Genomic DNA, 24,936 nt, shown 5'->3' on the forward strand with positions numbered 1-24,936 from the left:
GGTGGCGGCGGCCCTAGGTGTTTGTGGGCGGGGGGGGGGGGGGTGGAGGGCGGGCCCACCCGCCCCCCCCGGTCCCACCTCCACTCACCGGCTGGTCATGCGCGACGTCCTAACCCCAGTTGTCGATCCGCACGTCGTGGGGGTTCGGTGCGCCCGATCCGGTTTCGACCAACTCCTTCAAGCTCATCAGGTAGGTCGCCCATTTGGTGCTGCAGTGGTGCATGAACTCGACGGGCTCTCGCCAGCCTTGATGTTTGAACAGGATGATGGTGTAGTCGTCCTCGCGCTTCAGGTCCCAGACGACTTCGGTGCCGATCCACTCGTCCGGACCACCGATCACCTCCCAGCGCACCCGCTTGCCTGGCTGCAGGTCGACGACCTTCATGTCGAATCCGCCTGACAGGAAACGGAACTCGATGACTCCCCCGGTGTCCGCGTCGCCCTTGGTGTCGTTGGTCCACCAGTCGGCCAGTTTGTCGATCGAGGTCAGTGCCGCGTATACGTCGTCGGCGGACGGTGACTTGACGCCGACCCGGTGCAAGATGTCTACCATTTTCGATTCCTTCTCTACTGCTCTTTGCTGCGTTGGATGGCTTCGGCGATCCGCTTGATGCGCTGGAGCCTGGCGTCCCAGGTCGAGCCGACCGCGTTGAGTTGCGCTACGGCACGGGCGAGTTGGGCGTCGTCGACCCGGTAGCGGTGCTCGCGGCCCTCGGGGGATCCGTGTACCAAGCCGACCCGGTCGAGGACGCCTAGGTGTCGCGCGACGGCCTGCCGGGTGACGGGCAGTTGTTCGCTGAGGCTGGTCGCCGTGCCCGCACCGTCGGCCAGGAGCAGGTCGAGCATGCGCCGCCGGGTCGGGTCGCCGATCGCGGACCACAGGTCGTCGTCGACGGCGCTGTTCATCGGCTCGCGACCAGCCGGGCGACGTACTCGCCCAGGCGGGGCAGATAGGTGTCCCAGCCGGAGATGTGGTCGTTGTACTGTTGCTCCAGAACGGCGATCTCCCAGCCCATTTCGCGGAAACCGGTCTCGGTCATCCGGACTGTGGTGCCGTCGCCGGAGGGGGCGAGTTCGAAGGTGACGTACAGCGAGTTGCCGACGGTCGCCGCTTCGTCGGCCGGGTGCGTCCAGCGGAAGGAGAACAGCCGGTGTGGTTCGGCATCGATCACGGTGATCGAGGCAATGTCGCGGTCCTCCCCTGTGCCGAAGGTGAGCGTGCCGCTCGCGCCGGGGACGGGTTCCAGGTCGGCGTCGTCGGGCCACCATTCCTTCAGGTGAGTGGGGCTGCTGACGACCTCGTAGACCACCTCGGGGCTGGCTTCGACGTACATCGTGCGTTCGATTCGTCCGTGTTCCATGCTTACTCCTCCGACTCGCAACAACTTGTTGCACGTGACGGTAGTCGACACACAACCAACGCGCAACACTTTGTTGCACATCGTTTCGGTGGTGGCCAACGCAGCTGACCGACCGCAGGACCAGCGGTAGCAGGTAATTCGACGGCTACGGCCGTGATGATCGTTTATTCTCGGGAGGGGGCTCGGGAAGCCATTTTTGATCGGGTGGGCCACATGGAGATGGACCGGGTGGCGGCGACGCAGACTGCGTTGACGCGACTGGTTGTTGGATTCGACAGCGCATGGGAGGACGCGGACGCTCCACCGGACCTGGCGGCGCATCTGCCTGCCGACCGCGGGCTGCGACGCTCGGCGCTGATCGAGCTGATCAAGGTGGATCTGCAGCACCGCTGGCAGCACACCCACCACGGCAAACGCCTCGCCGACTATCGGGCCCAGTTCCCCGAACTCGACGCCGCCCCACTGCCGCCGGACCTCATCTACGAGGAGATCACCGCCCGCAGCCGCGGCGGCGACCCCGCGCTCGACCTCAGCGAATACGAGCAGGACTTCGCCGCGCAGATGGCGCAACTCGCCACCCAGCTCGATACCGACATCATGGCCGCCGAGAACTTCCGCACCACCCTGCTCTCGGACCCGACCGCGATCAACGCACTCGACACCATCGCACCCGGCGCCACCATCGACGACTTCGATCTGCTCATCGCGCTCGGACAGGGCGCCTTCGCGCGGGTGTTCCTCGCCCGGCAGCGTTCGATGCAACGGCTTGTGGCAGTGAAGATTTCGCGCGATCGCGGTAGTGAACCGCAGACGCTCGCGCAGCTCGACCACGATCACATCGTCCGCGTCTTCGATCAGCGCCAGATCGAGGCACAACACCTCAAACTGATGTACATGCAGTATGTGCCCGGTGGCACGCTGCTCGGCGTGCTCCGCCTGGTCCGCCGCACGCCGGTCGCGAAACGCACCGGGCAGTTGTTGCTGGACGCGGTCGACGCGGCGGTGACCTCCGGTGGTGTGCTGACACCGCAACCATCCACCACGCGAACCGATCTCGCGCGACTGAGCTGGTCCGAAGCGGTGGCCTGGCTCGGTAGCCGACTCGCCACCGCGCTGGACTACGCCAACCGCGCCGGTGTGCTACACCGCGACATCAAGCCGGCCAACGTGCTACTCACCGCCGACGGACAACCCAAGCTCGCCGACTTCAATATCAGCTTCAGCACCCACATTCCGGGAGCGAGCCCGGTCGCCTACTTCGGCGGGTCACTGGCCTACATGTCTCCCGAGCAGCTCGAAGCCTGTCATCCCAACATGGCCACCACCGCCGCCGACCTCGATACCCGCAGCGATATCTACGCCCTCGCTGTCGTCCTCTGGGAACTACTCACCGGCCGACTCCCCTTCACCGACGAACTCGGCATCGGCGAATCCGACACCTCACTCACCAGAATGATCGAACTGCGCCGCAAGCCGATCGACGAACGCCTAAAGGCCGGCACACCCGCGGACTGCCCGCAGATCCTCCGACACGCGCTGCTCACCTGCCTGTCCCCCGACCGCGACGATCGCTACGCCACCGGTTCCGACCTCGCCCAGCACCTCGAGCTCACCCTGGACCGGACCGCGCGCGATCTCGTCGACCCGCCGCGACGCAGCCTCCGCGGCAGGCTGCGGATGCGGCCGATGCCGGTCGTGACGTTGTCCAGCGCGCTCGGGCAGGTACTCGGCGGGCTGTACCTCGCGGGACACAACACGAAACTGCTCGACCTCGAACTCGGGGCCGACGGGCAGGCGCAAATGACCAAGCTCGGGTTGATCGCGGCCGCTATCGGCTACCCGGTGGGGATTGCGATCCTGCTGTATTGGTGTCGGCTGGTGTTTCTGGTGCCGCACGGGTTGCGACAAGGCAAGCAGTACGACGAGCAGACACTGGCCAAGGCGCGGGCGGACACTCTTGCCTGTAGTGACCGGATTGCCGCTGTCGCGTTCACGGGGTGGCTGCTTGCGCTGGTGGCGTTCCTGTTCAAACTGCACGCCATCGCGGACCTCTCCGCCGGGCTGCTGTTCAACCTGATCTCCTCACACCTGGTCGCGGCCGCGGTGGCCGTGGTGTACACCTACTTCCCGGTCACGTTCTTCGTACTGCGGTGGTACTACCCCGGATTGGTGGCCGCTGGACTCCGCGCGCCCGATGAATCGGCGCGGTTGCGTCGGCTGTCTCGGCGCAGCCGGATCTATCTCGGCATCGCCGCCTCGGTGCCGTTGTTCGGTGTCGCCGCCGGTGTGGCGTTCCTCGATCCCGTTCAGCAGCAGACGGTCATCGCGTCGATCGTTGCGCTCTGCGTCTGCGGGCTGTTCCTGTTCGTCGGCACACTGCGGGTCTTCTACACCCTCGAATCCGACCTGCATGCCCTCGACCGGATCGTCGACCCGCACGCGCGGCCGTAACGGTGCAGCCGTTCCGGATTCAGGTGCCCGGAGCAGGAACTCGACGACTTGCCGGTGCGGCTGTGTATGACCCGGTGGCCGGAGCGGAGACCAGTCGAGGACTGGTCCGCAGGGCGTGCGGTTGGCGTACGTGTGGGAGCTGTGTGCTTACTGAGCGGACAAGTACGACTGACGGGTAGGCCGCTAGTCGGCCGGGTGCGGGCTCGTGGACTCCCCTGCTGCGTTGTGTGCGTGGATCACCGAGAAGTTCTGGTCGTGGACGGGCATCCGGAGAACGCGCTCACTCGGGACGAGCTGCTCGACAATCTGATGCTCTATTGGCTCCCGACTACCGGGGTCTCTGCGGCACGGTTGTACTGGGAGAGCATCGAGCAGATCGCCGAGTGGATCTCCGGGGCGGTGGGCGACATCACGGATGTACCGACCGGCGGCTCGATGTTTCCCCAGGAGATGCAGCGGCTGTCCCGGCGTTGGCACAACTTGCGTTGTTCGTCGAGGATGTTCGGGCGTTCTTCCGGCTGGTTCGCTGCCCCTCCCTCCCCCATGCGGCTTTTGTTGTGCCGGAACTTTTTGGGACTTGGTGACCCGTGAATAGCGTTTATATGCATATATACGCACGTCTAGGTACCACAATGTTTTGTCATTACCTCAATGTCGGTAGCGCCGACGGGTAACCATGACGCCTCGCAGATCCTACCTAGCGCCCGAGTCCTCCATCAGATACCAACTCGCCCAGCATGATCCACCGGCATGATCCCCTACCCCGCCAGCATCGCCGTGCGGCACAGCCACTCTCGATCGCCAAAGGTTACCCATCCCCCAATTCAACCGTCGCACAAGATCACTGAACCGGCATTCGCTGAACAATGCTGAGGTGAACTAACCTTCAACCGGTGCTTGGACATTCACATGCGACCAGTGGCGCTTTGGCCTGGTCGGGGGCAGCAGCGGCGCTGCCCGTCGCGATCTTGACCTACCCGACAATCCAAGGTGTATCAGGACATCTCGGCCCCGTCGAGCTGCTTCTCGGAACATTTCTGACGGCGGGTGCGGCGCTGTTGCCAGACGCCGATCACCCGGAAGGAACGATCGCGCATGTGCTCGGTCCCGTCTCCTACTACCTCTGCAAGTTGATCTCGTGGATCTCCGGCGGGCACCGGCACGCCACCCATTCCTTCGCCTTCGTTGCCGCCGTCTCTTACGGCACGTGGGCGGGCGAGCACTGGATCGGGCGGTGGTTCACCCTCGGGCTCGTCTTCTTCCTGCTGGCGTTGGCTGTGCGGGCACTTCACCTGTGCCCGCCAGGCGATGGGATCGAGGCGTGGGGAACCATCGTGGTCCTCGCGGTCGGCGGAACCTTCGCCATGGACCATTGGATCTCCGACAAGCCTGTGTGGCTGCCGTTCTCCGTCGGCCTCGGCGCCCTGGTGCACCTGATCGGCGACTGTCTCACCGACCGCGGCTGCCGGCTGTTCTGGCCGTTCAAGCTCCGCACCAGGGTGCCGATCATCGACCGCACCGGGAACAAGCTCGAAACCTGGATCCTTTCACCGCTGTTCGTGCTCGGCACCCTCGCGGTGCTGTGGTACTCGATCACGCATCAGCCGTAAGAGGTTCGGCGCAATACCGGATGCATGCCATCTGCTCCGGAGTCGCCTCGGGCACCCGCTCGCACAGCCGCTCCCAGCCGGTGCACCGCGCCGAATCACCGTTCCGCCATATCTACTGCGGGCCAGCGCTGCGCCGGGGCGATAGCGCGTCGAAGCCGAGAAGCACGTTGGGCGCAAGCTAGTCCGCGTCCAGGATGCTCAGCGCGATATCGACCGAAGGCGACCTTCATCGCGTCCAACCAACCAAAGGGCGCCCTCGGTCGAGATAGATGCCGACGCTGCTCACCGACCGAAGGTGCCCTTCATCGCGCCAGTCCGACCGAAGGCGCCTTCGGTCGGGGTTCATAGTCAACGTATCGAGACGCGGCACTAGTCCGCGCCCAACGTGTTGCCGCACCGCCCTGTTGCGCGAGCTCCCCACGCGCTGACAGGTGGCTTCTCCGCGACGCGCCATATCGGGCTCCCCCCTCCCCTGGTCGTCGAGGGACGCTCCACGAAATTTCCGCCGAGCAACCCTCGGGTTCTATGCCGTCTTTGGTCGGGAGTACCGGCTGGCGGGAGATTCAGGTTGGAACGAGCCGTATAGATAGATGCGCATATCTACGTATCAACATGTTATTTTCGACTCGAGGCGACCAGCGCTCCTGACCAGAAACTCCAGTCCGGTCGTACAAGTCAGATCCGATTAGGACTGCCGTACCGTCGCTCGATCCGCGCCCCGATTGTTCGATCCTCTCGGCCGCGCAGCTGCTCCACTGCCCCACCGTTCCGTCGGGACGATCAGGAACTCGGCGTTACCCTGAGTCGTGCCCATCACGACCATGAACCCGCAACGCTGGACACCGCCGCCCGCTCCCCCGCGAGCGCGTCAAAGTCGTAGCACGCCACCGCTTCCCGGGCTCACTCGACTCGAGCTGCCGGGCACGGGGCCCGAGGATGTCGTGCTGGGCCCCGAGGGACGACTCATCACCGGGATCGCCGACGGATCGGTCCTCAGTATCGATCCGTCCACTGGTGACGTGCGTCAGCTCGTGAATACCGGTGGGCGGCCGCTCGGCTTACATGCCGATGCCGACGGCGCCATCTTGATCTGCGATTCCGAGCGCGGGCTGCTGCAGTTGACTCCGGACGGCGCGTTGGAGGTGCTCGTCGACGAGATCGACGGTGAGCGGCTTCCCTTCGCCAGCAACGTCGTTCGTGACGATGATGGCACCATCTACTTCTCGTCCTCGACGAGTCGCTATTCCTTGGCCGAGTACATGGGCGACATCCTCGAGCACTCCGGGACCGGTCGGCTGTTCCGTCGCGATCCGTCCGGCAAGGTCGAGACTCTGCTCGATGACCTGGCTTTCGCCAACGGAGTTGTGCTTGCTCCTGACCGTTCGTGCGTGGTCGTCGCCGAGACGGGTGGGTACCGGGTTTCGCGCTACTGGCTGACAGGACCGAAGGCGGGCACCCGCGATCGTCTCATCGAGAACCTTCCCGGGTTCCCGGACAATATGGGTCTCGGCAGTGACGGGCTCGTCTGGATCGCGTTGCCTACGGCACGAAACCCGTTGCTGGACCGGTTACTTCCGCTGCCCGGATTTCTTCGGCAGTTCGTGTGGATGCTGCCGGACTGGGTGCAGCCGAAGCCGGCGAGGACGATCTGGGTGATGGCGGTCGACTTCGATGGCAACATCGTGCACGACTTGCAGACCGAAGGCACGAATCTCGCGATGGTCACCGGCGTCGTGGAGCAGGACGGTGTCTTGTATCTGGGCAGTCTCACCGAATCCGCGGTGGGCGTGACGCGGGTGCCGCAGACCTCCTGACCTGTCGCACGGATTCGGTGCACGATTCCAGGGAGACATGCCTATCGGGAGGATGATCCGGCTTCGGCTGGCAGCGGGTCGACGGCGGAGATTGCGGCGTCGCGCTGCCACTGGCGGCAACAGGTTTCGTCGGCAGGACGATTTCAGTGCACGCTTGTACACTGAAATGATGACTGAGCAGACGCACCAGCGACAGGCCGAGGTCCGGGCCCTCGCCCGGTTGGCGGGCGACGAGCTCGGTGGGGCGGTGGGCGGGATCGCGGCGGTGCACCGGGCGATCGCCGGGCGGATCTTCGCGGCGGTGCGGCTCGGGGTCGGTCCGGCCGCGGTGCCCGTGGAGGTGGTGCATGACGCGATCGCCGACAGTGTGTATCGGATCGTGAGTGGGACGGCTGTCGCGGCGGGTCGATTGGCGGAGAAGACTGCGGATCTGCCCGGTGGCGAGGTGCCTTCGCGGACGGTGTTCGGGGCGGGCTTTCTCGGCGCGCTGCAGGGCCTGATCGGCGACGACCTCGAGGACGCGCGGCCTATCCTTGCCGGGCCTATGACGTTGCGCGTGGACGGGGATCCGGTGGCGCCCGAGCAGATCGGGAACTATGTCGCGCAGCCGAGTTCGCGGGTGGTGGTCTTTCTGCACGGGTTGGTGGAGACCGAGCACGCGTGGCGGTTGGGCGGGCGAACGTCGTATGCCGAGGGGATCGAGCAGGATCTCGGTTACAGCACCTTGCAGATCCGATACAACAGCGGTCTGCACATCTCGGAGAATGCTCGTCAACTGAGTGAGTTGCTGGAGCGGCTCGTCGAGCACTGGCCGGTCGAGATCGAGCAGCTGTCGCTGGTCGGGCATTCGATGGGTGGATTGATCGCCCGTGGTGCGTGTTTCGATGCAAGCGAGTCCGGGCTGGGCTGGGTGCGCACGGTTCGTCACCTCGTCTGTCTCGGTTCGCCGCATCTGGGTGCGCCGCTGGAGCAACTCGTGCACTACGCGTCCGCCGCGTTGGTGCGCGTGCCCGAAACTCGTCCGTTCGGTCATCTCCTGCGTCGTCGCAGCGCGGGAATCCGCGATCTGCGACAAGGCTCCCTGGTTGACGAAGATTGGCGCGGCGCCGACACGGACGCGTTGACCCGCAGGGCGATTCGCGAGGTCCCCCTCCTCGACGGCGCCACCCACTACTTCGTCACCGCCTGCATCACCCGCAGCCCCCGCCACCCCCTGGGCCGAATCATCGGCGACGGCCTAGTCCTCACCCCCAGCGCCGCAGGCCGAAACCGCGCCCGCCGCATAGGTTTCGACGACTCCAACGGCCTGCACATCCCCGCCGCCAACCATTTCACCCTCCTCAACCACCACGCCGTCTACGAGGGCCTCCTGACCTGGCTCAGCACCACCCCCGAACCCGACACCGCCGCCCAGGCAGTCAAGTAGCCGCCGAGCACCGGCGACCTCTCGCATTCGCCGCCCCTACGCCATTCATCGAACTGCGCTGGCCGAGTTGCGCCGATCGTGCCTTCCCCCGCCGATGAACTCCCTCTCAGCGGCACACCACGACGAGGCTCGTGTTTCGCCGCACCAAGTGCCACTCGATGACCAACCTCCGAATCCACCCGACCCCGCTCTACGCCGACAGGCCGGCCAGCGAGTAGCCCACATCCGCGAAGGTTCCGCTCATGCTTACCCATCACGCCATACAGCAGCACTTGACATATGAAGCATGTGCTTGGCGCACGTTGCAGCCTGGGTCAAGTGAATGCTTCGTGCGTCAAGTCGGCCTAGCGGGCCCCGGAGTCGAGGCCCGCCTGTTCTGTATCGGGGTGTGGCGGTTCAGAGGAGGTGTTCGGGGTCGGCGTCGGCTTCTAGGCGGACGTCGGCGGTGAAGAGGGTTTCCACGTCGGGGTCGTCGGTGTGGGCTGCGTAGAGGAGCAGGCAGCCGCGGATGCCGTCCAGGAGGTCTTCGAGGAGGTCGAGGGCGGGGCGGGAGGGGTCGAGGCGGCTGATGCGGAAGCCGGCGAGCATGGCCTCGCGGGTGTCGGCGTCGACCTCGAATTTGCGGGCTTGCTCTTCGATTTCGGCGACGCGGCCGACGACGGCCCATGGCGCGGGCACGCGGCCTTCGTGCACGGCCATGGCTTCGGCGATGAGGTCGACGACTACTTCGGTGGGGCTCTCCCCCGCATCGAGGCGTTCCAGCACGAGGGTGGGGGTTTCGACCTGGAGTGCTTCGATGTCGTCGGCCTCCACGACGACGTCGGTGCAGGGCACGCCGGCCATTTCGCCTGCTACTTCGGCGGCGGCGAGCAGCCAGTGGGCGGCGGCGACGGAGGCGGAGGCGGGGTCGAGTTCGGTGAACAGTTCGATGGAGCCGAGCGGGTCGGCGCGTAAGAGGTCGTCGGCGGCTTGGACCTGGGCCGGGGAGACGTCGGGGCGGGACAGTTCGACGGCTTGGCGGGCGCGGCCGGACAGGTCGCCGCGTTCGGCGGATTCGATGGCGGCTTGTTCGTTGCTGACTTCGGCGGCGATGGTGTCGCGCAGGGCGAGGTCGTCGATGTCGTAGAGGGTCCGGCCAACGCGGTGTGCGGATTCGACGACGCCGCTGTAGGAGACGACGAGTCCTTCTTCGGAGGGCAGGTTGGGGCTGCGGATGCCGGCCTCGACCTCTTTGAAGTTGCGGCGTTCTTCGGCGCGGCGCCAGGCCTCGCTGTTGGGGATGTCGGGGTCGCCGGCCGCGCTGGCCGGGTGGGTGTAGGTGCGCCAGTGGAACCGCGACAGCGTGGTCAGGTTCGACGCCAGATTTGTTGCCTGATCTTGGGTTACCGTCCGAGGCATGGTGGCAACCGTTTGGGCGAGGTCACCGCGTCCGGTCGCCCAGATGGCGATCAGCACGTTGTGGTCGGCGTCGAATGCGTATCGGGTCACTCGGCAAGTCTGCTCTATTCGAGCGCGATCCGCGCGGTCGATCCGATCCATTGGCCGTACTACGCATGCCGATTCGACATGACTGGCTGGTGACGCCCCGTTGGCGTCGTGTCGGTGGGGCAGGAGAAGATGGACGACATGACCCTTGACCACGGTGACCCGGGCGACGCTCCTTCGATTCCGCAGCCGACCGCGCCGGTGGCCAATCCCGCGCGGCCGTCGGCGGCCGAGGAGGCGAGAACGGTTGCCGCCGCGACGAATACCGCGACGCTGGGCAGTTTGAGCGAGGACGGGACGCCGTGGGCGTCGCTGGTGACGTACGGGTTGCTGGACGGGCAGCCGGTGCTGTGTGTGTCCCGGATGGCCGAGCACGGTCGTAACCTGGCGGGCGATCAGCGGGCCAGTCTGTCGATCGTGGCGCCGGACGCGCCTGCGGATCCGCTGGCGGGGACGAGGATCACGTTGGCGGGTGTGGTGGAGCGGCCGGTGGGTGCGGAGGCCGATGCGGCGCGGGAGGCGCATCTGGCGGCGGTGCCCGCGGCGAAGTTCTATATCGACTACAGCGATTTCTCGGTGTGGGTGCTGCGGGTTCGGCGGGTGCGCTGGGTCGGCGGGTATGGGCGGATGGATTCGGCGACCGCGGAGCAGTATGCGGCGATGACGCCGGATCCGATCGTGCCGGTCGCGGCGAGTGCGATCGTGCATCTCAATGATGATCATGCCCCGGCGTTGCTGGCGATGGCGCAGGCGTTGGGCGGGTATCCGGATGCGACCGAGGCGAGCTGTGAGCGCGCCGATCGGTATGGGCTGGATTTGCGGGTGGTGACGCCGCGCGGGGTGGCGCGGACCCGGGTGGGTTATGCGGAGCCGATCGGCGCGATCGATGAGTTGCGTGCGGCGACAGTGGAATTGGCGCGGCGGGCGCGCGGGATGAATCAGACTTCGTAGAGTTCCAGAGGCAGATCATCGGGGTCGAAGAAGAACGCCATGCGTTTTCCGGTGACCTCGTCGACGCGCAGTTCTTCGGTGCGGACGCCCTTGGCGGCGAGCTCGTCGAGTGTCGCGGCGACGTCGCGGACCGCGAACGCCAGATGCCGCAACCCCGCCGCCTCCGGCCAGCTCGCCCGGTCGGGCGGTTCGGGGAAGGAGAACAGTTCGATGCGGCTGCCGCCGGGGATGGCCAGGTCGAGCTTGTAGGAGCGGCGAGCGGCCCGATACTGCTCGGCGATCACGGCGAGCCCGAGTGTTTCGGTGTAGAACCGCTTGGACCGGACATAGTCGGACGCGATGATCGCCACGTGATGAATGCCTAGGAGTTCCACTACGCGACCGTATCCCAGCGCGGCGCCTACTCCGGACAACCCACCGTCAGCAGTCGGCCCCGCACCGCCGACCGAAGGCGCCCTTCAGCCTGTCCGGCCCATTGAAGGGCGCCTTCGGTCGGCGGTGCAAGCGAGGGCTGGGAAGTATGCGGCAGCGGAGCTGTCGGCACATGGTTCATGCGCGATCGGGGGCGACATCGCGCGTGAACGGCCCTGTGCCCTCCCGGATAACCGACACAGCGCGGGTTCAGCGGCGACGAGTGGTGGGCTTCGAGTTGCGGGTGGGGACGGTGAGCATGGCGACGATCATGTCGGTGATTTCGGCGGTGTCGTCGGGGTGGGGTTTGCGTAGGCCTGCTTCGAGGGTGCGTTCGTAGTCGGCGATGAGGGCGAACATGACGGTGGCCATGGTTTCGAGACGTTGGCGGCGTCGACGTGGGGTGAGTTGCGGGAGGGCGGCGGTGAGGCGGGTGGCGAGGATGCGGACGGCGGCGCGGTCGGCGCCGGCGAGGCGGCGTGGGTCGGCGACGACGGGGTGGGCGCGCACGACCTCGAGGAAGCGGCCGTAGTGGGTGACCTCGTCCTGGGTGATGAGTTCGAGGATCGGTGCGGCGAGCATGGTGACCAGGGTGTTGATGTCGTGGGCGGTGCCGTCGGCCTCGTAGGTGGCGAGCAGGTGCATGCGGCGTTCTTCGAGCCAGTTCATTCGGCGGTCGACGATGGCTTCGATCAGGCCGTGGCGGGAGTCGAAGTAGTAGTGCACGGCGGAGTTGTTGCGGTGGCCTGCGGCGGCGGCGATCTCGCGCAGCGGGACCTCTACTCCGCGTTCGGCGATGAGTCGCTCCCCCGCGTCGAGTAGGGAGGCGCGCGAATCGGCGATGAGCATGATCGGACTGTACTAAACCCGAGGCTTGACTGGGTTAAGCATGCGTGTTTACTTGAAGAAGTGGGTAGCGAGCGGGCGATGGTGGGGATCGGCACGAAATGCCGTCTCGCGATCCGTACGAATGCGGCCGTTCGATGATCGCCGAGGGGCCGATCTTTCAGCTGTGCTGGGTTGTTCGGGATATGGCGGCGGCCCAGCAGGAGTTCAGTGCGCGGTACGGGGTGGCGCAGTGGTTCACCGTTCCGGATGTGCATTTCGGGCCGGAGTTGTGCGAATTGCGTAGCGTGCCAGCCGATTACACGATCACGGTGGGGCTCGGGTATGCGGGTGGGCAGCAGGTGGAGTTGATCGAGCCGCGGGGCGGGGTCAGTTTGTACAGCGAGCATCTCGATCGGGTCGGGCCGGGGCTGCATCATGCGGCGTGGGTGCCTGCGGACTATGACGGTGCGCTCGACGAGGCACGCGCGGCAGGGGTCGAGATTGTGGCACGGGGCAAGTTCGCGGGTGTCGGGATGGAGTTCGCGTATCTCGAGGGCGGGGCGATCGGGTCGTGCTTCGAGTTGATGCGGCTGTCGGACGAGATGAAGGCGATGTTCGATGCGCTGATCCCGGACGGGTTTGTGAATCCATGGCGGTAGGAACCGAGGTGCCGCAACTGGTGTCGAGCACGCGGCAGTGGGCCGACACCGCGGACGTGCTGGTTGTCGGTTTCGGTATCGCCGGTGCCTGCGGGACGATCACTGCGGGTGCGGATGTGCTGATCCTGGAGCGCACCGGTGCCGCGGGCGGGGCGGCGGCGTTGGCCGCCGAGCATTTCTACCTCGCTGGTGGCACGCCGGTTCGACCCCGAGCTCGGCAAGCATCCGCACTGGATCACACCGTTGCCCCGAGGACTTTGGGGCGCTTTCGATTTGACGCCCGGCATGGCCACCTACGTCGGGTTCACCCTCGGTGGACTCAGCACCAGCATCGACTGTGCGGTGCTGCGAGCCGACGGGTCGACCATCGAGGGGTTGTACGCCGCCGGGCCTGTGCGTCGAACATCGCGCAGGACACCGGCGGTTATTCGAGTGGAACCTGTCTCGGTGCGGGCTCGTTGTTCGGGCGCCGCGCCGGGACACACGCGGCGCTGCGGCGCCAGGAAGGCGTCTGATATGCGCTTCACCTATGCCGAGACGATGACGGACCCGGCGTACTACGTGCCGTTGGCCCAGGCGGCGGAGGCGGCCGGGTACACGTCGATGGCGGTCGCGGACAGCATCGCCTATCCGCGCGACTCCGACGCCAAATACCCGTACACGCCCGACGGGAACCGGGAGTTCCTGGAGGACAAGCCGTTCATCGAGGCGTTCGTGCTCAGCGCGGCGATGGCGGCCGCCACCACGACGTTGCGGTTCACGCCGTTCGTGCTGAAATTGCCGATCCGGCCGCCGGTGCTGGTCGCCAAGCAGACCGCGTCGGTGGCCGCGCTGAGCGGTAATCGGTTCGGGCTCGGCGTCGGGATCAGTCCGTGGCCCGATGATTTCGAGATCATGGACGTGCCGTTCGAGAAGCGCGGCGCGCGGATGGACGAGTGCATCGACATCGTGCGCGGACTCACCTCGGGCGGGTACTTCGAGTTCCACGGGGAGTTCTACGACATTCCGCCGATCAAGATCAGTCCGGTGCCGACCGAACCCGTGCCGATCCTCATCGGCGGGCACAGCAAGCCCGCACTGCGGCGCGCCGCCCAACGCGGTGACGGCTGGATGCACGCGGGCGGCGACGGGGCCGAACTCGATCGGCTGCTGGTCGAATTAGAGGCGCTGCGCGCCGAATACGGGACACGCAAGGACTTCGAGGTGCACGTGATCTCGCTCGACGGCTTCACCGTCGACGGCATCAAACGACTCGAGGACAAGGGCGTCACCGACGTTATCGTCGGCTTCCGCCTCCCCTACACCCTCGAACAGGACACCGAACCACTCGACACCAAGATCGCGAACCTGTCCCGGTTCGCCGAAAAGGTGATCGCGCGCAGCGGAAGCTGAGCGCAGAGCTGTCATTGTCAACGGCTCTGTTCAAGATCATGGGGAACTGATGCTGTTGGCCTCTCGGCCGATACCACCACCAGTTCCCCATGATCTTGAATACCGTCCGGGCAGGACCGGATGAACTCCACCGCATCCGACTCTCGCACCGGTTCTCGGGAACCACACCCACTAGTCCACCCCGTTACCGAACGGGACATGGTGGCGCCGACACGCCGGTTTGCGCGCAGTCGTGTCCCGTTCAGTGGACGCGATCCGGCCTGGTGCGGACCGACTCGGTGATGCTGTGGGTTGCTCGACCGAACAGATGCGATCAACCGCTCGATCATCGTGCCGGTCCCTGTTGGGCGAGTCCTAGACCGACAGGGCCGCGGTTGCCGCGGTGAGGGTTTGGGAGCGGTAGCTCGCGCCGTAGAGGACGACGTGGACGAGTAGGTGGTGGAGTTGATGTAGGGGGATGCGGGTGCGCCAGTTGTCGGCGAGGGGGTGGGTTTCGTTGTAGGCGGAGCGGATTCGGTCGAGGTGGGGGGCGCCGAAGAGGGCGAGCATGGCCAGGTCGGTTTCGCGGTGGCCCGCGTGGGCGGCGGGGTCGATGAGGGTGGCGTGGTCGGGGGTCCACAGGATGTTGCCGGACCAGAGGTCGCCGTGGATTCGGGCGGGTCGTTCCGGTGGACCGGAGAGGGTGTCGATGCGGTCGATGACCCGCTCCAGCAAACGGGTTCCGTCTCGGCCGAGGTGTGGGGCGGCCAGGGGTAAGTAGGGTGCGAGTCGGCGTTCGGCGTACCACTGGGCCCAAGGGCCGGTGGACGGTGTGTTGTCCAGGGGTAGTTCGGCGATCCAGCCTTGCCATGGCGCGCCGAATGTCGCGGGTGAATTCGCGTGTAGCGCAGCGAGTTCCCGACCGAACCGCGCGGCCGCGGCGGGGGTGGATCCGGTGTCGTCGAGCCAGGGCAGCACGATGGTGCGGTCGTCGGCGGCCCGCACTTCGGGGAGGAGCTCAGGACTCTCACTCGGTCCGGTGTCACCTGATCCGAACTGGCCGGGCGTGCGGTCCAGCGCATCCCATCGGTCGGCAACTGCCACCCCCGGCTCGGCGAGCCATCGCAGACCGGCGGCTTCGGCGGCGAAGACCGAAGTCGGCTCGGCGGATGCCTTGACGAAGACATCGCGGCCGTCGGCCAGCATCGCGCGGTGCAGGGTCCAGGCGTGACTCGACCCGAGGTCGGTGACTGCGCGGACGGAGGTGTCGAGGAGTACGCCCAGCTGGTCGGCGAGAGTCATGCGGCCTGCGCGGTGAGGCGCTTCATGGTGTCCTCGTCGGCGGGGAAGAACGATTCGATGGCGAGCTCTGCGACGGTGACATTCATCGGAGTGCCGAAAACGGTCGTGACACTGAGGAACGACAGTTCATGGCCGTCGCGGAGCAGACGTAGCGGGACGACGGACTGGTCGGGCTCGGGCAGTGCCGGGTCGATCTCACCGCCGGGATAGGCGAGTAGCTCGTCGCGCAGTTCGACCAGATCCGGCGAACCGGTGACCTCGATCTGACGGGACAAACGCGCGAACACATGGCCACGCCATTCCGCGAGATTGACGATCTGGCCCGCCATGCCATCGGGGTGCAGGCTCAGGCGCAGCGCATTCACCGGTGGCGTCAGCAGCGCGGGATCGATGTCGGCGAGCAGTAGCGCGACACCGGAGTTCGCGTCGATCATGGTCCAGCTCTGATCGATGGCCAGCGCCGGATACGGCTGGTGGCCGACGAGGATCTGCCGCATCGCACGGCGGACCGCGTCCATCGCGGGAGTATCGAGCGAGGGTGCGGCGTAGGCGGGTGCATAGCCCGCGGCGAGCAACAGCCGATTGCGTTCGCGCAGGGGAATTTCCAGGTGCTCGCTCAGATGCACCAGCATGGTCCGGCTCGGCGTCGAGCGACCGGTCTCGATGAAACTCAGATGCCGAGCCGACGTCTCGGCGCGCCCCGCCAACTCCAGCTGACTGAGCCTGCGCTCGAGCCGCCAGTGCCGCAGCAGATCACCAGCTGTTTGCGTACTCACTCCCCGATCCTACGAACAACCCGACGCCACGACGATTACCTCTCAGGTAATGAACCGGAGGTTCGCGACACCATGGCCGACGCCACGCGTGTCGCGCTCGGCTCGGATCCGTCCAACCGACGCCAGCGGACTATCACCCGATCGCGACGTGCTCGTCCGCCCATGCCAAAGCAGGCCCGGGCGACCCTCGTGACCAGAGGTTGACTGTGTTGTGCGGAGAGGCACCGGCGTGATCGCGGTGGAGCACCCCACGATGCGTGCCGTCGTCGCCGAGGCACAGTCATCAGTCACGTTGCGGGTGCGCGCATTCCTCGGCGCGGATCGTCGGCCAGCTTCAATGTCGCGCCCCGACTACTCCGTTGATCGTGTCACCACCCCGTCATCCTCGCTCCGTCACCTCGATCCGGCGATCCGATGGCGCGATCCCAGCACAGCCTGCCCACGGAGGCGGAGCCCGGCAGTGCCGGGTTAGCGCGTACTCAAGGGCACCCTGGCGCCTTGGTGCTCAGCGCACGGTGATCACGCGGCTGTGCCAGCCTGTGGAGCCGTCGGGGAAAGGTGGAGTGCGGTGGTCGGTTTGCACCGTGCCGGAGCGGTCAGTGGCGCGGACGCGGAGGGTGTGAGGGCCGGGGGTGGCGGTCCAGGACCAGGTCCATTGGCGCCAGGTGTCGGTGGAGTATTCGTCGGCGAGGGTGGCCGGTTGCCATGGTTGGTCGTCGACTTGGATTTCGACGGTGTCGATGCCGCGGTGTTGGGCCCAGGCGACGCCGGCGACGGTGAGGTTGCCCGCCGGGACGGTGGCGAATGCGGCGGGGACATCGATGCGGGAGGCGGTTTTGATGAGTGCCTGTGCGCCCCAACCACGTTCGGTCCAGTACGCCTTGGCGCGGTCGAAGCGGGTGAGTTCGAGGTCGATGACCCATTTGGTGGCGGACACGTAGCCGTAGAGGCCGGGGACGATCAGTCGCGCGGGATAGCCGTGGGCGATCGGCAGTGGTTCGCCGTTCATTCCCACCGCCAGCAGTGCGTCACGACCGTCGGTCACTGCGGAAACCGGTGTGCCAGCGGTGAATCCGTCGATACTGCGGGACAGCAGCATGTCGGCCTCGGGTCGCACACCCACCTCGGCGAGCAGGTCGGCCAGTGGATATCCCGTCCAGACGGCAGTGCCTGCCAACTCGCCGCCGACCTCGTTGGATACGCACGTCATGGTGATCATGCGCTCGACCGCCACCCGACGACGAAGCTCATCGAAGTCCAATTCCATTGGGCGATCGACCATTCCATGGATTCGCAGCCGCCAGTTGCCACTCGTCAGCGCAGGGAGTTGCAGCGCGGTATCGACACGATAGAAGCGATCGTTGGGAGTGACGAACTCGGTCAGCCCCGGAACCGCTGGGCGCACACCAGGTTCGGCAGGCGGCGCAGGCACCACCGGACGCGGCACAACGAACCCAGCCCGATCGGCCACAACATCACGCAGCCGCGCACCGATCCACTGCCCGGCGACAGCCGCCCCCACCGCCACCGCCCCCACCCCAACCGCCAGTGTAAGAAAGCGACGTCGCGAGGCACCGCCCCGCGGCGCCGGCCCGCCGGGCGAGGACACTCCGGGCTCTCGCCCCTGTCCAGCATCCGACTGATGCTTGCCACCCGACTTCGGATCACGCCCCGCATCGCGATCGCCGTGCCGCCCCGAAGCGGCCGGCGGCACGCTCGCCGCTGTACCTGACGGCGGAGGTGGCGTCGATTCCGGATCCCCGCCCGATACCGGTTCAACACTTGCCGCCGAGTAGGAGTTCGACAGCGGCCCGGCGCTCGCCGCGGTGTCCCCCTGTCCTGCAGTGTCTCCCCATGCTGCAGTGTTGCCCCGTGCTGCAGTGCCCCCTACCGCCTGCCCCGCCCGCGCCGTAGCGTCTTCCGGTACTGCCGATCCCTCATCCCCCGCCTTATCGCTGGATACTGCCGCACCGGCACTCTGTGCAGGGATGACCGCCCGGCCGATGAGCACGCGCAGGGCCAGCACCCCGGCTGCTACGCCGATAGCCGTTGGTAGCGCGAACCATGGTGTGGCCGTTGGACGTTGGAGTGCGGCTCCGAGTACTACTCCGCCGAGCAAGATCAGGCCGGCGCTGCCCACTGGGCGGCGCCGCTCGGAGATGCCGAGGATGGCGGCGAAGATGAGCATCACCGCGGCCATCGATGCGAACAGGGCGAGCTTGTCGTTGCTGCCGAAGCGTCGAATCGCCGCGTCCTTCAACGCATGTGGCGTGTGGTCCACTACTGCGGAGCCCATCGCGTAGAACGGTGAAGCGGCCGGATCGATCAATGCGGCAACCAGGTGGCCCACACCGAGTACGGTCAGGGCGGCCAAGACTCCCGCCAGGGCCGCGGCGGATATGCTGCGGGCCGGTTTCGGGCGTGCTTGTGCCACGCGCTGTTTCATCGCAGTCTCCCTGCTTTCGGATGGCGGAGCTGCGATTTCCGTGACCGCGGACGGCAGCTCGGGTCAGGTGAGGTTCACGCTGGCGATCGCCGCGGTCGTCGGCGCCGGTGAACCGGTGGCGGGTTCGACTGTGACGGCCAGAGTGTCGACAGCGTCGAAGCGAGTCACCATGGCGGGACCGGTAGCCGGCAGTTCGGTCATCACCCGAGCGGAGCGGGGCGTGCCACCGAGCGGGATCAGCCAGACCTGATAGGCGCGGCCGGCCGGTGGCGCCGATACGGACTCGAAAGATACTGTGGCGGCGGCGATTCGGGCCGAGGTGCGCACGGTGAGCGTGCCACCACCCGCGACCGGCACCGATTTCACCATCACATCGGGTTGTTCGAGCACCATTTGCGCGGTGAGCCCAGGCGAGCCCGGATCGGTGCTGCGATGCACGAGCACACCGGCACCCGCCCCAATGGCCACGACCACCGCGACCGCTGCCGCGAGCCAGCGCAGTCGCTCGAATCGCTTGGGGGACTTGCCCGGTACGCCGGTTGCCTCGTCGAGGGCCCGCATCAACGTGGTCTCCAGGTCGGGCGGCGGCGCGGTCGCGTCGAGCACGGTAAGTGCGGCCAATGTCTCGCGGACCCCGGAAACGATGGCGGCGAACGCATCCGCTGTCGCCTCGTCGGCAGCCCGCAACCGGTGCTCGATGGTGCGACGCTCGAGCTCGGCGACCGCGTCCATCGCGTACGGGTAGGCAAGGTCGAGCAAATCCGTTGCGGCCCGGCCGTTCTCGCTCATGCCTGCACCTCGCTGACGCTCGGCTCCGGCATGACCGAGAGCTCGGCAGTGCCTATCGTTCGCTCGCTCCGCTCACTCATGCCTGCACCTCGCTGACGCTCGGCTCCGCCATGACCGAGAGCTCGGCAGTGCCTATCGTTCGCTCGCTCCGCTCACTCATGCCTGCACCTCGCTGACGCTCGGCTCCGCCATGACCGAGAACTCGGCAGTGCCTATCGTTCGCTCGCTCATGCCCGCACCGTATTGACGCTCGGCCCAGGCATCAGCGGGTGCTCGGCTGTGTCGATTGTTCGCTCACCCATAGCGGCTCGTACCTCGCTAGCATTCGGTTCCGGCATGCGCGATGCGCGCTGTGCCGGGGTTGGCTCCCTGCGCCCGTTCATGCGGTATCACTTCCTGTCAGGCAGTTCTCGAGCCGCTTCAACCCGTCGCGGATGCGGCTCTTGATGGTGGGCAGCGGGACCTCGAGGTGCTCGGCGACCTCGGTGTAGGTCCGGCCGCTGTAGTAGGCCAGCGCGACGGCTTCGCGTTGGATGGCGGTCAAGGTTTCCAGGCAGTCCAGCACCGACTGCTCGTCGAGCAGCTGTCCGACCTCCTCGGCCACCACGTCATGGTCGCGGCCCAAATGGGCTTGGCCGAAGGCGATGTCGCGGGAGGCGGCGGACTGCTCGCGGCGGACCCGGTCCACCGCCCGCCGATGGGTCAGCATCATCAGCCAACCCATCGGACTGGACAGCTTCCGGTCATATCCCGAGGCGAGCGACCACGCCTGCAGATACACCTCCTGGGTGATCTCCTCGGCCGCCGCGTGACCGCGCAGAATGCGCAGCGCCAAGCCGAACACCCGGTGGCTGGTAGCGCGATAGAACTCGGTGAAGGCGTCGCGATCACCGCGCGCGACCGAATCGAGCAGCTCGACCAGCCGTCGCGTCCGCGCGAGCTCCTCCGGATCCGGGTGGGGCGAACACACCGGCGGTCCGTCGCCGCCGGTGTTGCGGCGCAGACGGATCGCGGCGAGCCTCGGCTCATTCGGCATGCGCACCTCCGCGACTAGCGCTGGCGAGGACGGATCGGGAATGGATCTGCGGCAGCAACACGGCGAGCACGACTCCTGAGGGGACGGACCATTCCGAACTACGGTGTGGCGAGGTTACGCGGCGGGCGGCATCAGCACGGTATCGATCAGGTACACCGTCGCATTCGCCGTGTTCACTCCGCCGCAAATCACCGAAGCGTTGGCCACTTTGATGTCATCGCCGCTGCGGGCGACGGTCACGTCGGCGCCCTCGACGGTCTTGTGCGTGCCCGCGATCTTGTCCGGCGCGATCCGGCCCGGCACCACGTGATAGGTGAGGATCTTGGTCAGCGTGGCCGAGTCCGTCTTCAGCGCGTCGACGGTGGCCGGATCGATCTTCGCGAATGCCGCGTCGACCGGCGCGAACACCGTGAACTGGGCGCCGTTGAGGGTGTCGACCAGGTTCACCTGCGGATTGAGCTTTCCGGAAACGGCGGCTACCAGTGTGGTCAGCAGCGGATTGTTGGAAGCCGCGGTGGCGACCGGATCCTGCGCCATGCCACTGACCGAACCCGCGCCGGTCGGCACCTGCTGGGCGTAGGCCTTGCAGCCCGAACCGACCAGATCGCCCGACGCCATGGTCGAGGTGGTCATCGCCGCGCTCGACGACGGGGCGGCGGTGTCCGCGGACTTGTCACTCGAACAGGCCGAGGCACCCACCACCGCGCTGAGCATCATCGCCGCCACGACCGAACGTCGCATTACAGTCATTGTTGTTTTCGCTTCCGTCGATACGGCTCGAAGCCGTGTTTGGCATTGGACGGAACGGAATTCGCCTGGGTCGCCGACCCGGATGGGTCGAGAGTCGAACCAGTTTCAACGGACCGCGCGCGGGTCGAGGATCATCGCCCCCGACTGGACCAGGATGCCGCGGGCGCGACGGCGCACCCGGCAGGTATCCACCGAGCAGTCCAAATGGATCTGCATCGCGCGGTGTGCTCGCGCGGCCGACATCGGACCGGGATCGACCCGGCAATCAGCGATATCGGCATTCATCGCAAATGTCTGCATCTGTCTGTCCCTTTCGCCGGGGCGCTCGACGAGCGCACGTCCCATAGCCGCACTAGTACTTCGCAGAGCAACCAGCAACGGACTGGCTAGTCTTTGCCGAGCGCGACACGATCGCGGCGAACGCCGGGTGCACGCTCGCTCATGTCACATTCGGCAGGCAGGATCGTGGGATGACTACTACGGCGGATTTCGTGTTCGACAGCGATACGGCCAGTGAACGAGTCGGGGAGCACGAGTTCGGGCTGACGCTGTCGGACCGGTGGACCACCTTCATCGGCACCACGAATGGAGGGTATCTGCTGGCCAGCTGTTTACAGGCGTTGCGCCACGACTTGCCGCAACCGGATTTGTTGTCCGCGTCCGCACACTTCCTGCGGCCGGGTAGTCCGGGGCCAGCGCGGATCACCACCGACGTTGCCCGGGTCGGGCGCCGGACCGCGACGGGACAGGCGACGTTGCTGCGCGATGGTAAGGAAATCGTGCGCGTCCTGGCGACTTTCACCGATCTGGCCGCTGCTGACGGGCCGACGGTGGTCAGTGGCAAACCGCCGGCATTACCGCCGCCGGACCAGTGCGTCGATGCCTTCGCCGCCTTCCGGAATCAGCGGCCGCCGATTTCGCAGCGAACCGAGGCGCGGATGGCGGAGGTTCCCGGTTTCTGGCGTGGCGAGCCGGGCGGCAGCACGTCCACCGAGTTCTGGGTGCGGCTGGCCGACGGGCGCGAGGCCGATCCGATCGCGCTGGCGTTCCTCGTCGACTCCGCGGCGCCGATCGTCTTCGATCTCGGCATTCCGGGTTCCGCCACGATCGAACTGACCGTTCATATCCGTAAGCGGCCCGCTCCCGGTTGGCTGGCCTGTCGCGTCACGACCAACTATCTGATCGACGGATTCCATGAGGAAGACTTCGATATCTGGGACAGCACAGGAACTTTGGTCGCTCAGTCGCGGCAGTTGGCGATCGTCTCGACGTAGGACGCCCACCCCGGTCAGGTCGGCGGTGCGATCTTCGCGATGGAGACCACGCCCGGACCGGTGGTGACGGTGACGAATTGGCGGTAGGTGCGGACGGCGGCGTCGGGGCGGATCTCGGTGATGACCACGTCGAAGCGGCCGTCGGCCATCGGTGTGATCATCACGCAGTGCTGGGTGCCCGCCGGGACGGATTTGATGCCCGCGCCGATCACCTCGGCCGAGGGTACGGAGGCGTCCGTCGTGGTCACGGCACGCGCATCAGATCCTGAGCGGGCCACGTAGTAGGCGTATTGGAAGGCCAGGATGACATCGGGTCCCGAGGTGGTCGATCCGGTTCCGTTGCCGCGCACCAACTGATCGTTTCGCGTCGGCTCGCAGCCCGGTCCCCCGCCGAGCACGGGATCGGCATACGAGGCCGACTGCCGCGGCTCGCTCGCCGACGCCGTATACACCATCACCACCGCCACGGCGGCCATCGAACCGACCACCGCGGCCGACCCGACCAGCCACGGCCGATTCCTGCGCTGAGCAGCCCAGCGTTGCGTTCGCGCCACCGGAATCATCCCTGGCCACAACGGCGCTACCGCCTTGTGCCGCCCGCGGTGCGCGGCGGCACTCCCCCCGGAAACGTTCGACGACGACATTGTTCGCCGCACCCCCTTTACCGGTGCCTACTCAGCGCACCGGGACACCCTCAATGCCGTTGCGCAGTAACAACATTGCACACCTTTGTCCGGTTTGCCGGGCGAATCGATCACAGACCGGACTGCCGGTTTCCGTGGGGCCCATCGGTTGTCGGCACAGGGTGGCGACACACGTGTCCCAGCAACCACGCCTATCGGACACCCCTGCGACGCGAGGGCCTTCCCGACCCGCGCACTCCCCGCCCGCACCTCGATACGCTGCCGAGCGAGACATGGTGGCAACAGTCGAGTAACCACACGGGCTGCTCGGATCAGCGGAGGTGGCGATGCAAGTCGCGGTGTGTGGGCCGAGGGAGTGCAGTGCGGTCGAGGCCGAGCACGCGCGACAGGTCGGGCGACTGCTGGCGGCGGCCGAGGTGACCGTGTTGTGCGGCGGCGACACCGGCGTGATGGCCGCCGTCGCCGAGGGAGCGTCCAGCGCGGGCGGACTCGTGATCGGGGTGCGACCGGATACCGATCGAGACACGGCATGTGCGGGATTGTCGGCGGTGCTGTTCACCGGCATGGGCGAGGCACGCAACGCGATTCTCGTGGCGTCGGCGGACGCGGTGATCATCATCGGCGGATCCTGGGGCACGCTCTCCGAACTCGCCCTGGCCCGCAGCCGCGGCATCCCGGTGATCGCGCTGGGCACGTGGCAAATCTTCGACGCCGACGGAACCCCATTGGCGGCAACCATTTCCGCGACAGACCCGGCCGACGCAGTCGCCCGCGCGCTCCAGGACGCCGCCTAGCAGTTGACCAATCCAGGGCGAAACCGTTCCGACGCGCCGAGCTCGCCGTGCACCTCGTGATCGAGGCTCATTCCGTTGATCGGCAGGTAACCGTTGCGCGAAGGCTTCAACGGCTGTCTCGACTCGGTCATACCGATACTTGGTGGCCCGCCTGGCGAAGTAGGCCAACGGCTTCCCCGAGCCGGTCGGCCGGGACGAGTACGAGATCTCCGTCGTAGCTCGCGGCCGTCCAGACCGGGACCTCGCCCGCGGCGAGCGGCGCGACGACAGCGCTGAGCATCCCCGTCGCTTCCGGGTCGTGCGCGTCATCGCCGTTCCACAATGCCGCCCAGCTGTCCTGAGCCGTGTCGTCACGTCGCATCGCCGCGCCTCCGTCCGGACCGAGTACGAGTGCGAGCAGGCCGGATTCGGCGGCGACCTCGGCGACGTCGGTCACCCGTTCGAGGACGAAACGGCCCTCGAGCACGCGCAGGCGCTGAGTTCGGGCTACCGGCATGCTCCGCGCGGCGGGCGTACGCGGTGATCCGCCATCAGCATCCGCGTGACTACCTTCGCCGCCGCCGTCAACCATCACATGTCCTCCAATTACGTCACAACGATCCTGAGGGGTGCCATCCCAGGGCGCCACCGAACTGACCAACTGTGTTGTAGCACTAGCCGATTGCCGCAGCCACCTGTTCATCCGACGACGATCCGGCGGAGCGTTTCGATGGATCTATGTCACATTTGTTTAGTAGTTACTAACTGCTAACTTATCG

26 protein-coding genes and 1 pseudogene are annotated in these 24,936 nt (G+C 66.6%); 11 read left to right on the forward strand and 16 right to left on the reverse strand.

The window, feature by feature from the left end; all coding sequences use genetic code 11:
• Positions 1-109 precede the first annotated feature (109 nt).
• From ABZ942_RS32885 to ABZ942_RS32895, 3 genes are read right to left on the reverse strand one after another with little or no spacing between them, the layout of a single operon-like run.
• Complete coding sequence (locus ABZ942_RS32885) at positions 110-553, reverse strand: SRPBCC domain-containing protein (protein ID WP_357388885.1); 444 nt, start codon at positions 551-553, stop codon at positions 110-112.
• Positions 554-567: 14 nt separating this feature from the next.
• The gene (locus ABZ942_RS32890; RefSeq protein ID WP_357388886.1) at positions 568-906 is read right to left on the reverse strand and encodes a metalloregulator ArsR/SmtB family transcription factor; all 339 of its coding nucleotides are present in this window, start codon (positions 904-906) and stop codon (positions 568-570) included.
• On the reverse strand, positions 903-1,361 hold the full coding sequence (locus ABZ942_RS32895) for an SRPBCC domain-containing protein (protein ID WP_357388888.1): 459 nt from the start codon (positions 1,359-1,361) through the stop codon (positions 903-905). Before ABZ942_RS32895 ends, ABZ942_RS32890 begins: the two co-directional genes overlap by 4 nt.
• 213 nt (positions 1,362-1,574) lie before the next feature.
• Here ABZ942_RS32895 and ABZ942_RS32900 point away from each other — a divergent pair, with 213 nt between their 5' ends.
• From ABZ942_RS32900 to ABZ942_RS32920, 5 genes are all read left to right on the forward strand, one after another.
• Positions 1,575-3,812: a serine/threonine-protein kinase gene (locus tag ABZ942_RS32900; protein ID WP_357388890.1), complete on the forward strand. Its 2,238-nt coding sequence runs from the start codon at positions 1,575-1,577 to the stop codon at positions 3,810-3,812.
• A gap of 255 nt (positions 3,813-4,067) precedes the next feature.
• Positions 4,068-4,403 carry a hypothetical protein gene (locus tag ABZ942_RS32905; protein WP_357388892.1) on the forward strand — a complete coding sequence of 112 codons (336 nt, stop codon included), beginning with the start codon at positions 4,068-4,070 and terminating at the stop codon, positions 4,401-4,403.
• A gap of 302 nt (positions 4,404-4,705) precedes the next feature.
• Entirely contained in the window at positions 4,706-5,422 is a 717-nt protein-coding gene (locus ABZ942_RS32910) for a metal-dependent hydrolase (protein ID WP_357388894.1), read from the forward strand.
• Positions 5,423-6,228: 806 nt separating this feature from the next.
• Positions 6,229-7,236: an SMP-30/gluconolactonase/LRE family protein gene (locus ABZ942_RS32915; RefSeq protein ID WP_357388896.1), complete on the forward strand. Its 1,008-nt coding sequence runs from the start codon at positions 6,229-6,231 to the stop codon at positions 7,234-7,236.
• A 169-nt stretch (positions 7,237-7,405) separates the two neighbouring features.
• Entirely contained in the window at positions 7,406-8,662 is a 1,257-nt protein-coding gene (locus ABZ942_RS32920) for an alpha/beta hydrolase (RefSeq protein WP_357388898.1), read from the forward strand.
• 396 nt (positions 8,663-9,058) lie between these two features.
• Here ABZ942_RS32920 and ABZ942_RS32925 read toward each other — a convergent pair whose 3' ends face one another.
• Positions 9,059-10,150, reverse strand: a complete 1,092-nt coding sequence (locus tag ABZ942_RS32925) for a hypothetical protein (RefSeq protein WP_357388900.1) — start codon at positions 10,148-10,150, stop codon at positions 9,059-9,061.
• 138 nt (positions 10,151-10,288) lie between these two features.
• Here ABZ942_RS32925 and ABZ942_RS32930 point away from each other — a divergent pair, with 138 nt between their 5' ends.
• The gene (locus tag ABZ942_RS32930; protein WP_357388902.1) at positions 10,289-11,098 is read left to right on the forward strand and encodes a DUF2470 domain-containing protein; all 810 of its coding nucleotides are present in this window, start codon (positions 10,289-10,291) and stop codon (positions 11,096-11,098) included.
• Here the strand turns inward: ABZ942_RS32930 and ABZ942_RS32935 are convergent.
• A complete protein-coding gene (locus tag ABZ942_RS32935) occupies positions 11,086-11,472 on the reverse strand; it encodes a VOC family protein (protein WP_357388904.1) in 387 nt (128 codons plus the stop codon). The genes ABZ942_RS32930 and ABZ942_RS32935 overlap by 13 nt on opposite strands.
• Positions 11,473-11,719: 247 nt before the next feature.
• Positions 11,720-12,358, reverse strand: a complete 639-nt coding sequence (locus tag ABZ942_RS32940; protein ID WP_357388906.1) for a helix-turn-helix domain-containing protein — start codon at positions 12,356-12,358, stop codon at positions 11,720-11,722.
• A 98-nt stretch (positions 12,359-12,456) separates the two neighbouring features.
• Between ABZ942_RS32940 and ABZ942_RS32945 the strand changes: the two genes are divergently transcribed.
• The 3 genes and pseudogenes from ABZ942_RS32945 (at position 12,457) to ABZ942_RS32955 (ending at position 14,388) form a co-directional block, all read left to right on the forward strand.
• Complete coding sequence (locus ABZ942_RS32945) at positions 12,457-12,996, forward strand: VOC family protein (protein WP_357388908.1); 540 nt, start codon at positions 12,457-12,459, stop codon at positions 12,994-12,996.
• A gap of 192 nt (positions 12,997-13,188) precedes the next feature.
• A pseudogene (locus tag ABZ942_RS32950) lies at positions 13,189-13,511 on the forward strand (FAD-binding protein); the annotation flags it as partial.
• Position 13,512: 1 nt separating this feature from the next.
• On the forward strand, positions 13,513-14,388 hold the full coding sequence (locus ABZ942_RS32955) for a TIGR03619 family F420-dependent LLM class oxidoreductase (protein WP_357388910.1): 876 nt from the start codon (positions 13,513-13,515) through the stop codon (positions 14,386-14,388).
• Between the two features lie 354 nt (positions 14,389-14,742).
• Here the strand turns inward: ABZ942_RS32955 and ABZ942_RS32960 are convergent, their stop codons facing one another.
• From ABZ942_RS32960 to ABZ942_RS32990, 7 genes are all read right to left on the reverse strand, one after another.
• Positions 14,743-15,669, reverse strand: a complete 927-nt coding sequence (locus ABZ942_RS32960) for a fructosamine kinase family protein (protein WP_357388912.1) — start codon at positions 15,667-15,669, stop codon at positions 14,743-14,745.
• The gene (locus ABZ942_RS32965) at positions 15,666-16,445 is read right to left on the reverse strand and encodes a helix-turn-helix transcriptional regulator (RefSeq protein WP_357388914.1); all 780 of its coding nucleotides are present in this window, start codon (positions 16,443-16,445) and stop codon (positions 15,666-15,668) included. Before ABZ942_RS32965 ends, ABZ942_RS32960 begins: the two co-directional genes overlap by 4 nt.
• 505 nt (positions 16,446-16,950) lie before the next feature.
• Positions 16,951-18,891, reverse strand: a complete 1,941-nt coding sequence (locus tag ABZ942_RS32970; protein WP_357388916.1) for a molybdopterin-dependent oxidoreductase — start codon at positions 18,889-18,891, stop codon at positions 16,951-16,953.
• Positions 18,892-18,954: 63 nt separating this feature from the next.
• Positions 18,955-19,680, reverse strand: coding sequence for an anti-sigma factor (locus ABZ942_RS32975; RefSeq protein ID WP_357388918.1), 726 nt, complete (start codon positions 19,678-19,680; stop codon positions 18,955-18,957).
• Positions 19,681-20,059: 379 nt separating this feature from the next.
• The gene (gene sigK / locus ABZ942_RS32980) at positions 20,060-20,716 is read right to left on the reverse strand and encodes an ECF RNA polymerase sigma factor SigK (RefSeq protein WP_357388920.1); all 657 of its coding nucleotides are present in this window, start codon (positions 20,714-20,716) and stop codon (positions 20,060-20,062) included.
• Between the two features lie 114 nt (positions 20,717-20,830).
• Positions 20,831-21,466 (reverse strand): fasciclin domain-containing protein, encoded by a 636-nt coding sequence (locus ABZ942_RS32985; protein ID WP_357388922.1) that lies wholly within the window; start codon positions 21,464-21,466, stop codon positions 20,831-20,833.
• Between the two features lie 105 nt (positions 21,467-21,571).
• Positions 21,572-21,766, reverse strand: coding sequence for a hypothetical protein (locus tag ABZ942_RS32990; protein WP_357388924.1), 195 nt, complete (start codon positions 21,764-21,766; stop codon positions 21,572-21,574).
• 170 nt (positions 21,767-21,936) lie between these two features.
• Here ABZ942_RS32990 and ABZ942_RS32995 point away from each other — a divergent pair, with 170 nt between their 5' ends.
• On the forward strand, positions 21,937-22,740 hold the full coding sequence (locus ABZ942_RS32995; RefSeq protein ID WP_357388926.1) for a thioesterase family protein: 804 nt from the start codon (positions 21,937-21,939) through the stop codon (positions 22,738-22,740).
• Positions 22,741-22,754: 14 nt separating this feature from the next.
• Here the strand turns inward: ABZ942_RS32995 and ABZ942_RS33000 are convergent, their stop codons facing one another.
• Positions 22,755-23,303 carry a hypothetical protein gene (locus tag ABZ942_RS33000; protein WP_357389034.1) on the reverse strand — a complete coding sequence of 183 codons (549 nt, stop codon included), beginning with the start codon at positions 23,301-23,303 and terminating at the stop codon, positions 22,755-22,757.
• Positions 23,304-23,710: 407 nt separating this feature from the next.
• Between ABZ942_RS33000 and ABZ942_RS33005 the strand changes: the two genes are divergently transcribed.
• On the forward strand, positions 23,711-24,178 hold the full coding sequence (locus tag ABZ942_RS33005; protein ID WP_357389036.1) for a TIGR00725 family protein: 468 nt from the start codon (positions 23,711-23,713) through the stop codon (positions 24,176-24,178).
• On the opposite strand, the gene ABZ942_RS33010 is transcribed toward ABZ942_RS33005, so the two are convergent.
• Together ABZ942_RS33010 and ABZ942_RS33015 are read right to left on the reverse strand one after the other, a co-directional pair.
• On the reverse strand, positions 24,175-24,309 hold the full coding sequence (locus tag ABZ942_RS33010; protein WP_357388928.1) for a hypothetical protein: 135 nt from the start codon (positions 24,307-24,309) through the stop codon (positions 24,175-24,177). The two genes, ABZ942_RS33005 and ABZ942_RS33010, sit on opposite strands and share 4 nt — an antisense overlap.
• Positions 24,306-24,749 (reverse strand): ACT domain-containing protein, encoded by a 444-nt coding sequence (locus ABZ942_RS33015; protein WP_357388930.1) that lies wholly within the window; start codon positions 24,747-24,749, stop codon positions 24,306-24,308. Before ABZ942_RS33015 ends, ABZ942_RS33010 begins: the two co-directional genes overlap by 4 nt.
• Positions 24,750-24,936 lie beyond the last annotated feature (187 nt).

The organism is Nocardia sp. NPDC046473, from assembly GCF_040645995.1.
GTDB lineage: Bacteria > Actinomycetota > Actinomycetes > Mycobacteriales > Mycobacteriaceae > Nocardia.

What these genes read in the sequence shown, in the direction of transcription:
- ABZ942_RS32885 (WP_357388885.1), bottom strand. Translation starts at nt 553, where the DNA reads ATGGTAGACATCTTGCACCGGGTCGGCGTCAAGTCACCGTCCGCCGAC.
- ABZ942_RS32890 (WP_357388886.1), bottom strand. Translation starts at nt 906, where the DNA reads ATGAACAGCGCCGTCGACGACGACCTGTGGTCCGCGATCGGCGACCCG.
- ABZ942_RS32895 (WP_357388888.1), bottom strand. Translation starts at nt 1,361, where the DNA reads ATGGAACACGGACGAATCGAACGCACGATGTACGTCGAAGCCAGCCCC.
- ABZ942_RS32900 (WP_357388890.1), top strand. Translation starts at nt 1,575, where the DNA reads ATGGAGATGGACCGGGTGGCGGCGACGCAGACTGCGTTGACGCGACTG.
- ABZ942_RS32920 (WP_357388898.1), top strand. Translation starts at nt 7,406, where the DNA reads ATGACTGAGCAGACGCACCAGCGACAGGCCGAGGTCCGGGCCCTCGCC.
- ABZ942_RS32930 (WP_357388902.1), top strand. Translation starts at nt 10,289, where the DNA reads ATGACCCTTGACCACGGTGACCCGGGCGACGCTCCTTCGATTCCGCAG.
- ABZ942_RS32940 (WP_357388906.1), bottom strand. Translation starts at nt 12,358, where the DNA reads ATGCTCATCGCCGATTCGCGCGCCTCCCTACTCGACGCGGGGGAGCGA.
- ABZ942_RS32945 (WP_357388908.1), top strand. Translation starts at nt 12,457, where the DNA reads ATGCCGTCTCGCGATCCGTACGAATGCGGCCGTTCGATGATCGCCGAG.
- ABZ942_RS32955 (WP_357388910.1), top strand. Translation starts at nt 13,513, where the DNA reads ATGCGCTTCACCTATGCCGAGACGATGACGGACCCGGCGTACTACGTG.
- ABZ942_RS32960 (WP_357388912.1), bottom strand. Translation starts at nt 15,669, where the DNA reads ATGACTCTCGCCGACCAGCTGGGCGTACTCCTCGACACCTCCGTCCGC.
- ABZ942_RS32970 (WP_357388916.1), bottom strand. Translation starts at nt 18,891, where the DNA reads ATGAAACAGCGCGTGGCACAAGCACGCCCGAAACCGGCCCGCAGCATA.
- ABZ942_RS32975 (WP_357388918.1), bottom strand. Translation starts at nt 19,680, where the DNA reads ATGAGCGAGAACGGCCGGGCCGCAACGGATTTGCTCGACCTTGCCTAC.
- sigK (WP_357388920.1), bottom strand. Translation starts at nt 20,716, where the DNA reads ATGCCGAATGAGCCGAGGCTCGCCGCGATCCGTCTGCGCCGCAACACC.
- ABZ942_RS32985 (WP_357388922.1), bottom strand. Translation starts at nt 21,466, where the DNA reads ATGACTGTAATGCGACGTTCGGTCGTGGCGGCGATGATGCTCAGCGCG.
- ABZ942_RS32990 (WP_357388924.1), bottom strand. Translation starts at nt 21,766, where the DNA reads ATGCAGACATTTGCGATGAATGCCGATATCGCTGATTGCCGGGTCGAT.
- ABZ942_RS32995 (WP_357388926.1), top strand. Translation starts at nt 21,937, where the DNA reads ATGACTACTACGGCGGATTTCGTGTTCGACAGCGATACGGCCAGTGAA.
- ABZ942_RS33000 (WP_357389034.1), bottom strand. Translation starts at nt 23,303, where the DNA reads ATGATTCCGGTGGCGCGAACGCAACGCTGGGCTGCTCAGCGCAGGAAT.
- ABZ942_RS33005 (WP_357389036.1), top strand. Translation starts at nt 23,711, where the DNA reads ATGCAAGTCGCGGTGTGTGGGCCGAGGGAGTGCAGTGCGGTCGAGGCC.
- ABZ942_RS33010 (WP_357388928.1), bottom strand. Translation starts at nt 24,309, where the DNA reads ATGACCGAGTCGAGACAGCCGTTGAAGCCTTCGCGCAACGGTTACCTG.
- ABZ942_RS33015 (WP_357388930.1), bottom strand. Translation starts at nt 24,749, where the DNA reads ATGGTTGACGGCGGCGGCGAAGGTAGTCACGCGGATGCTGATGGCGGA.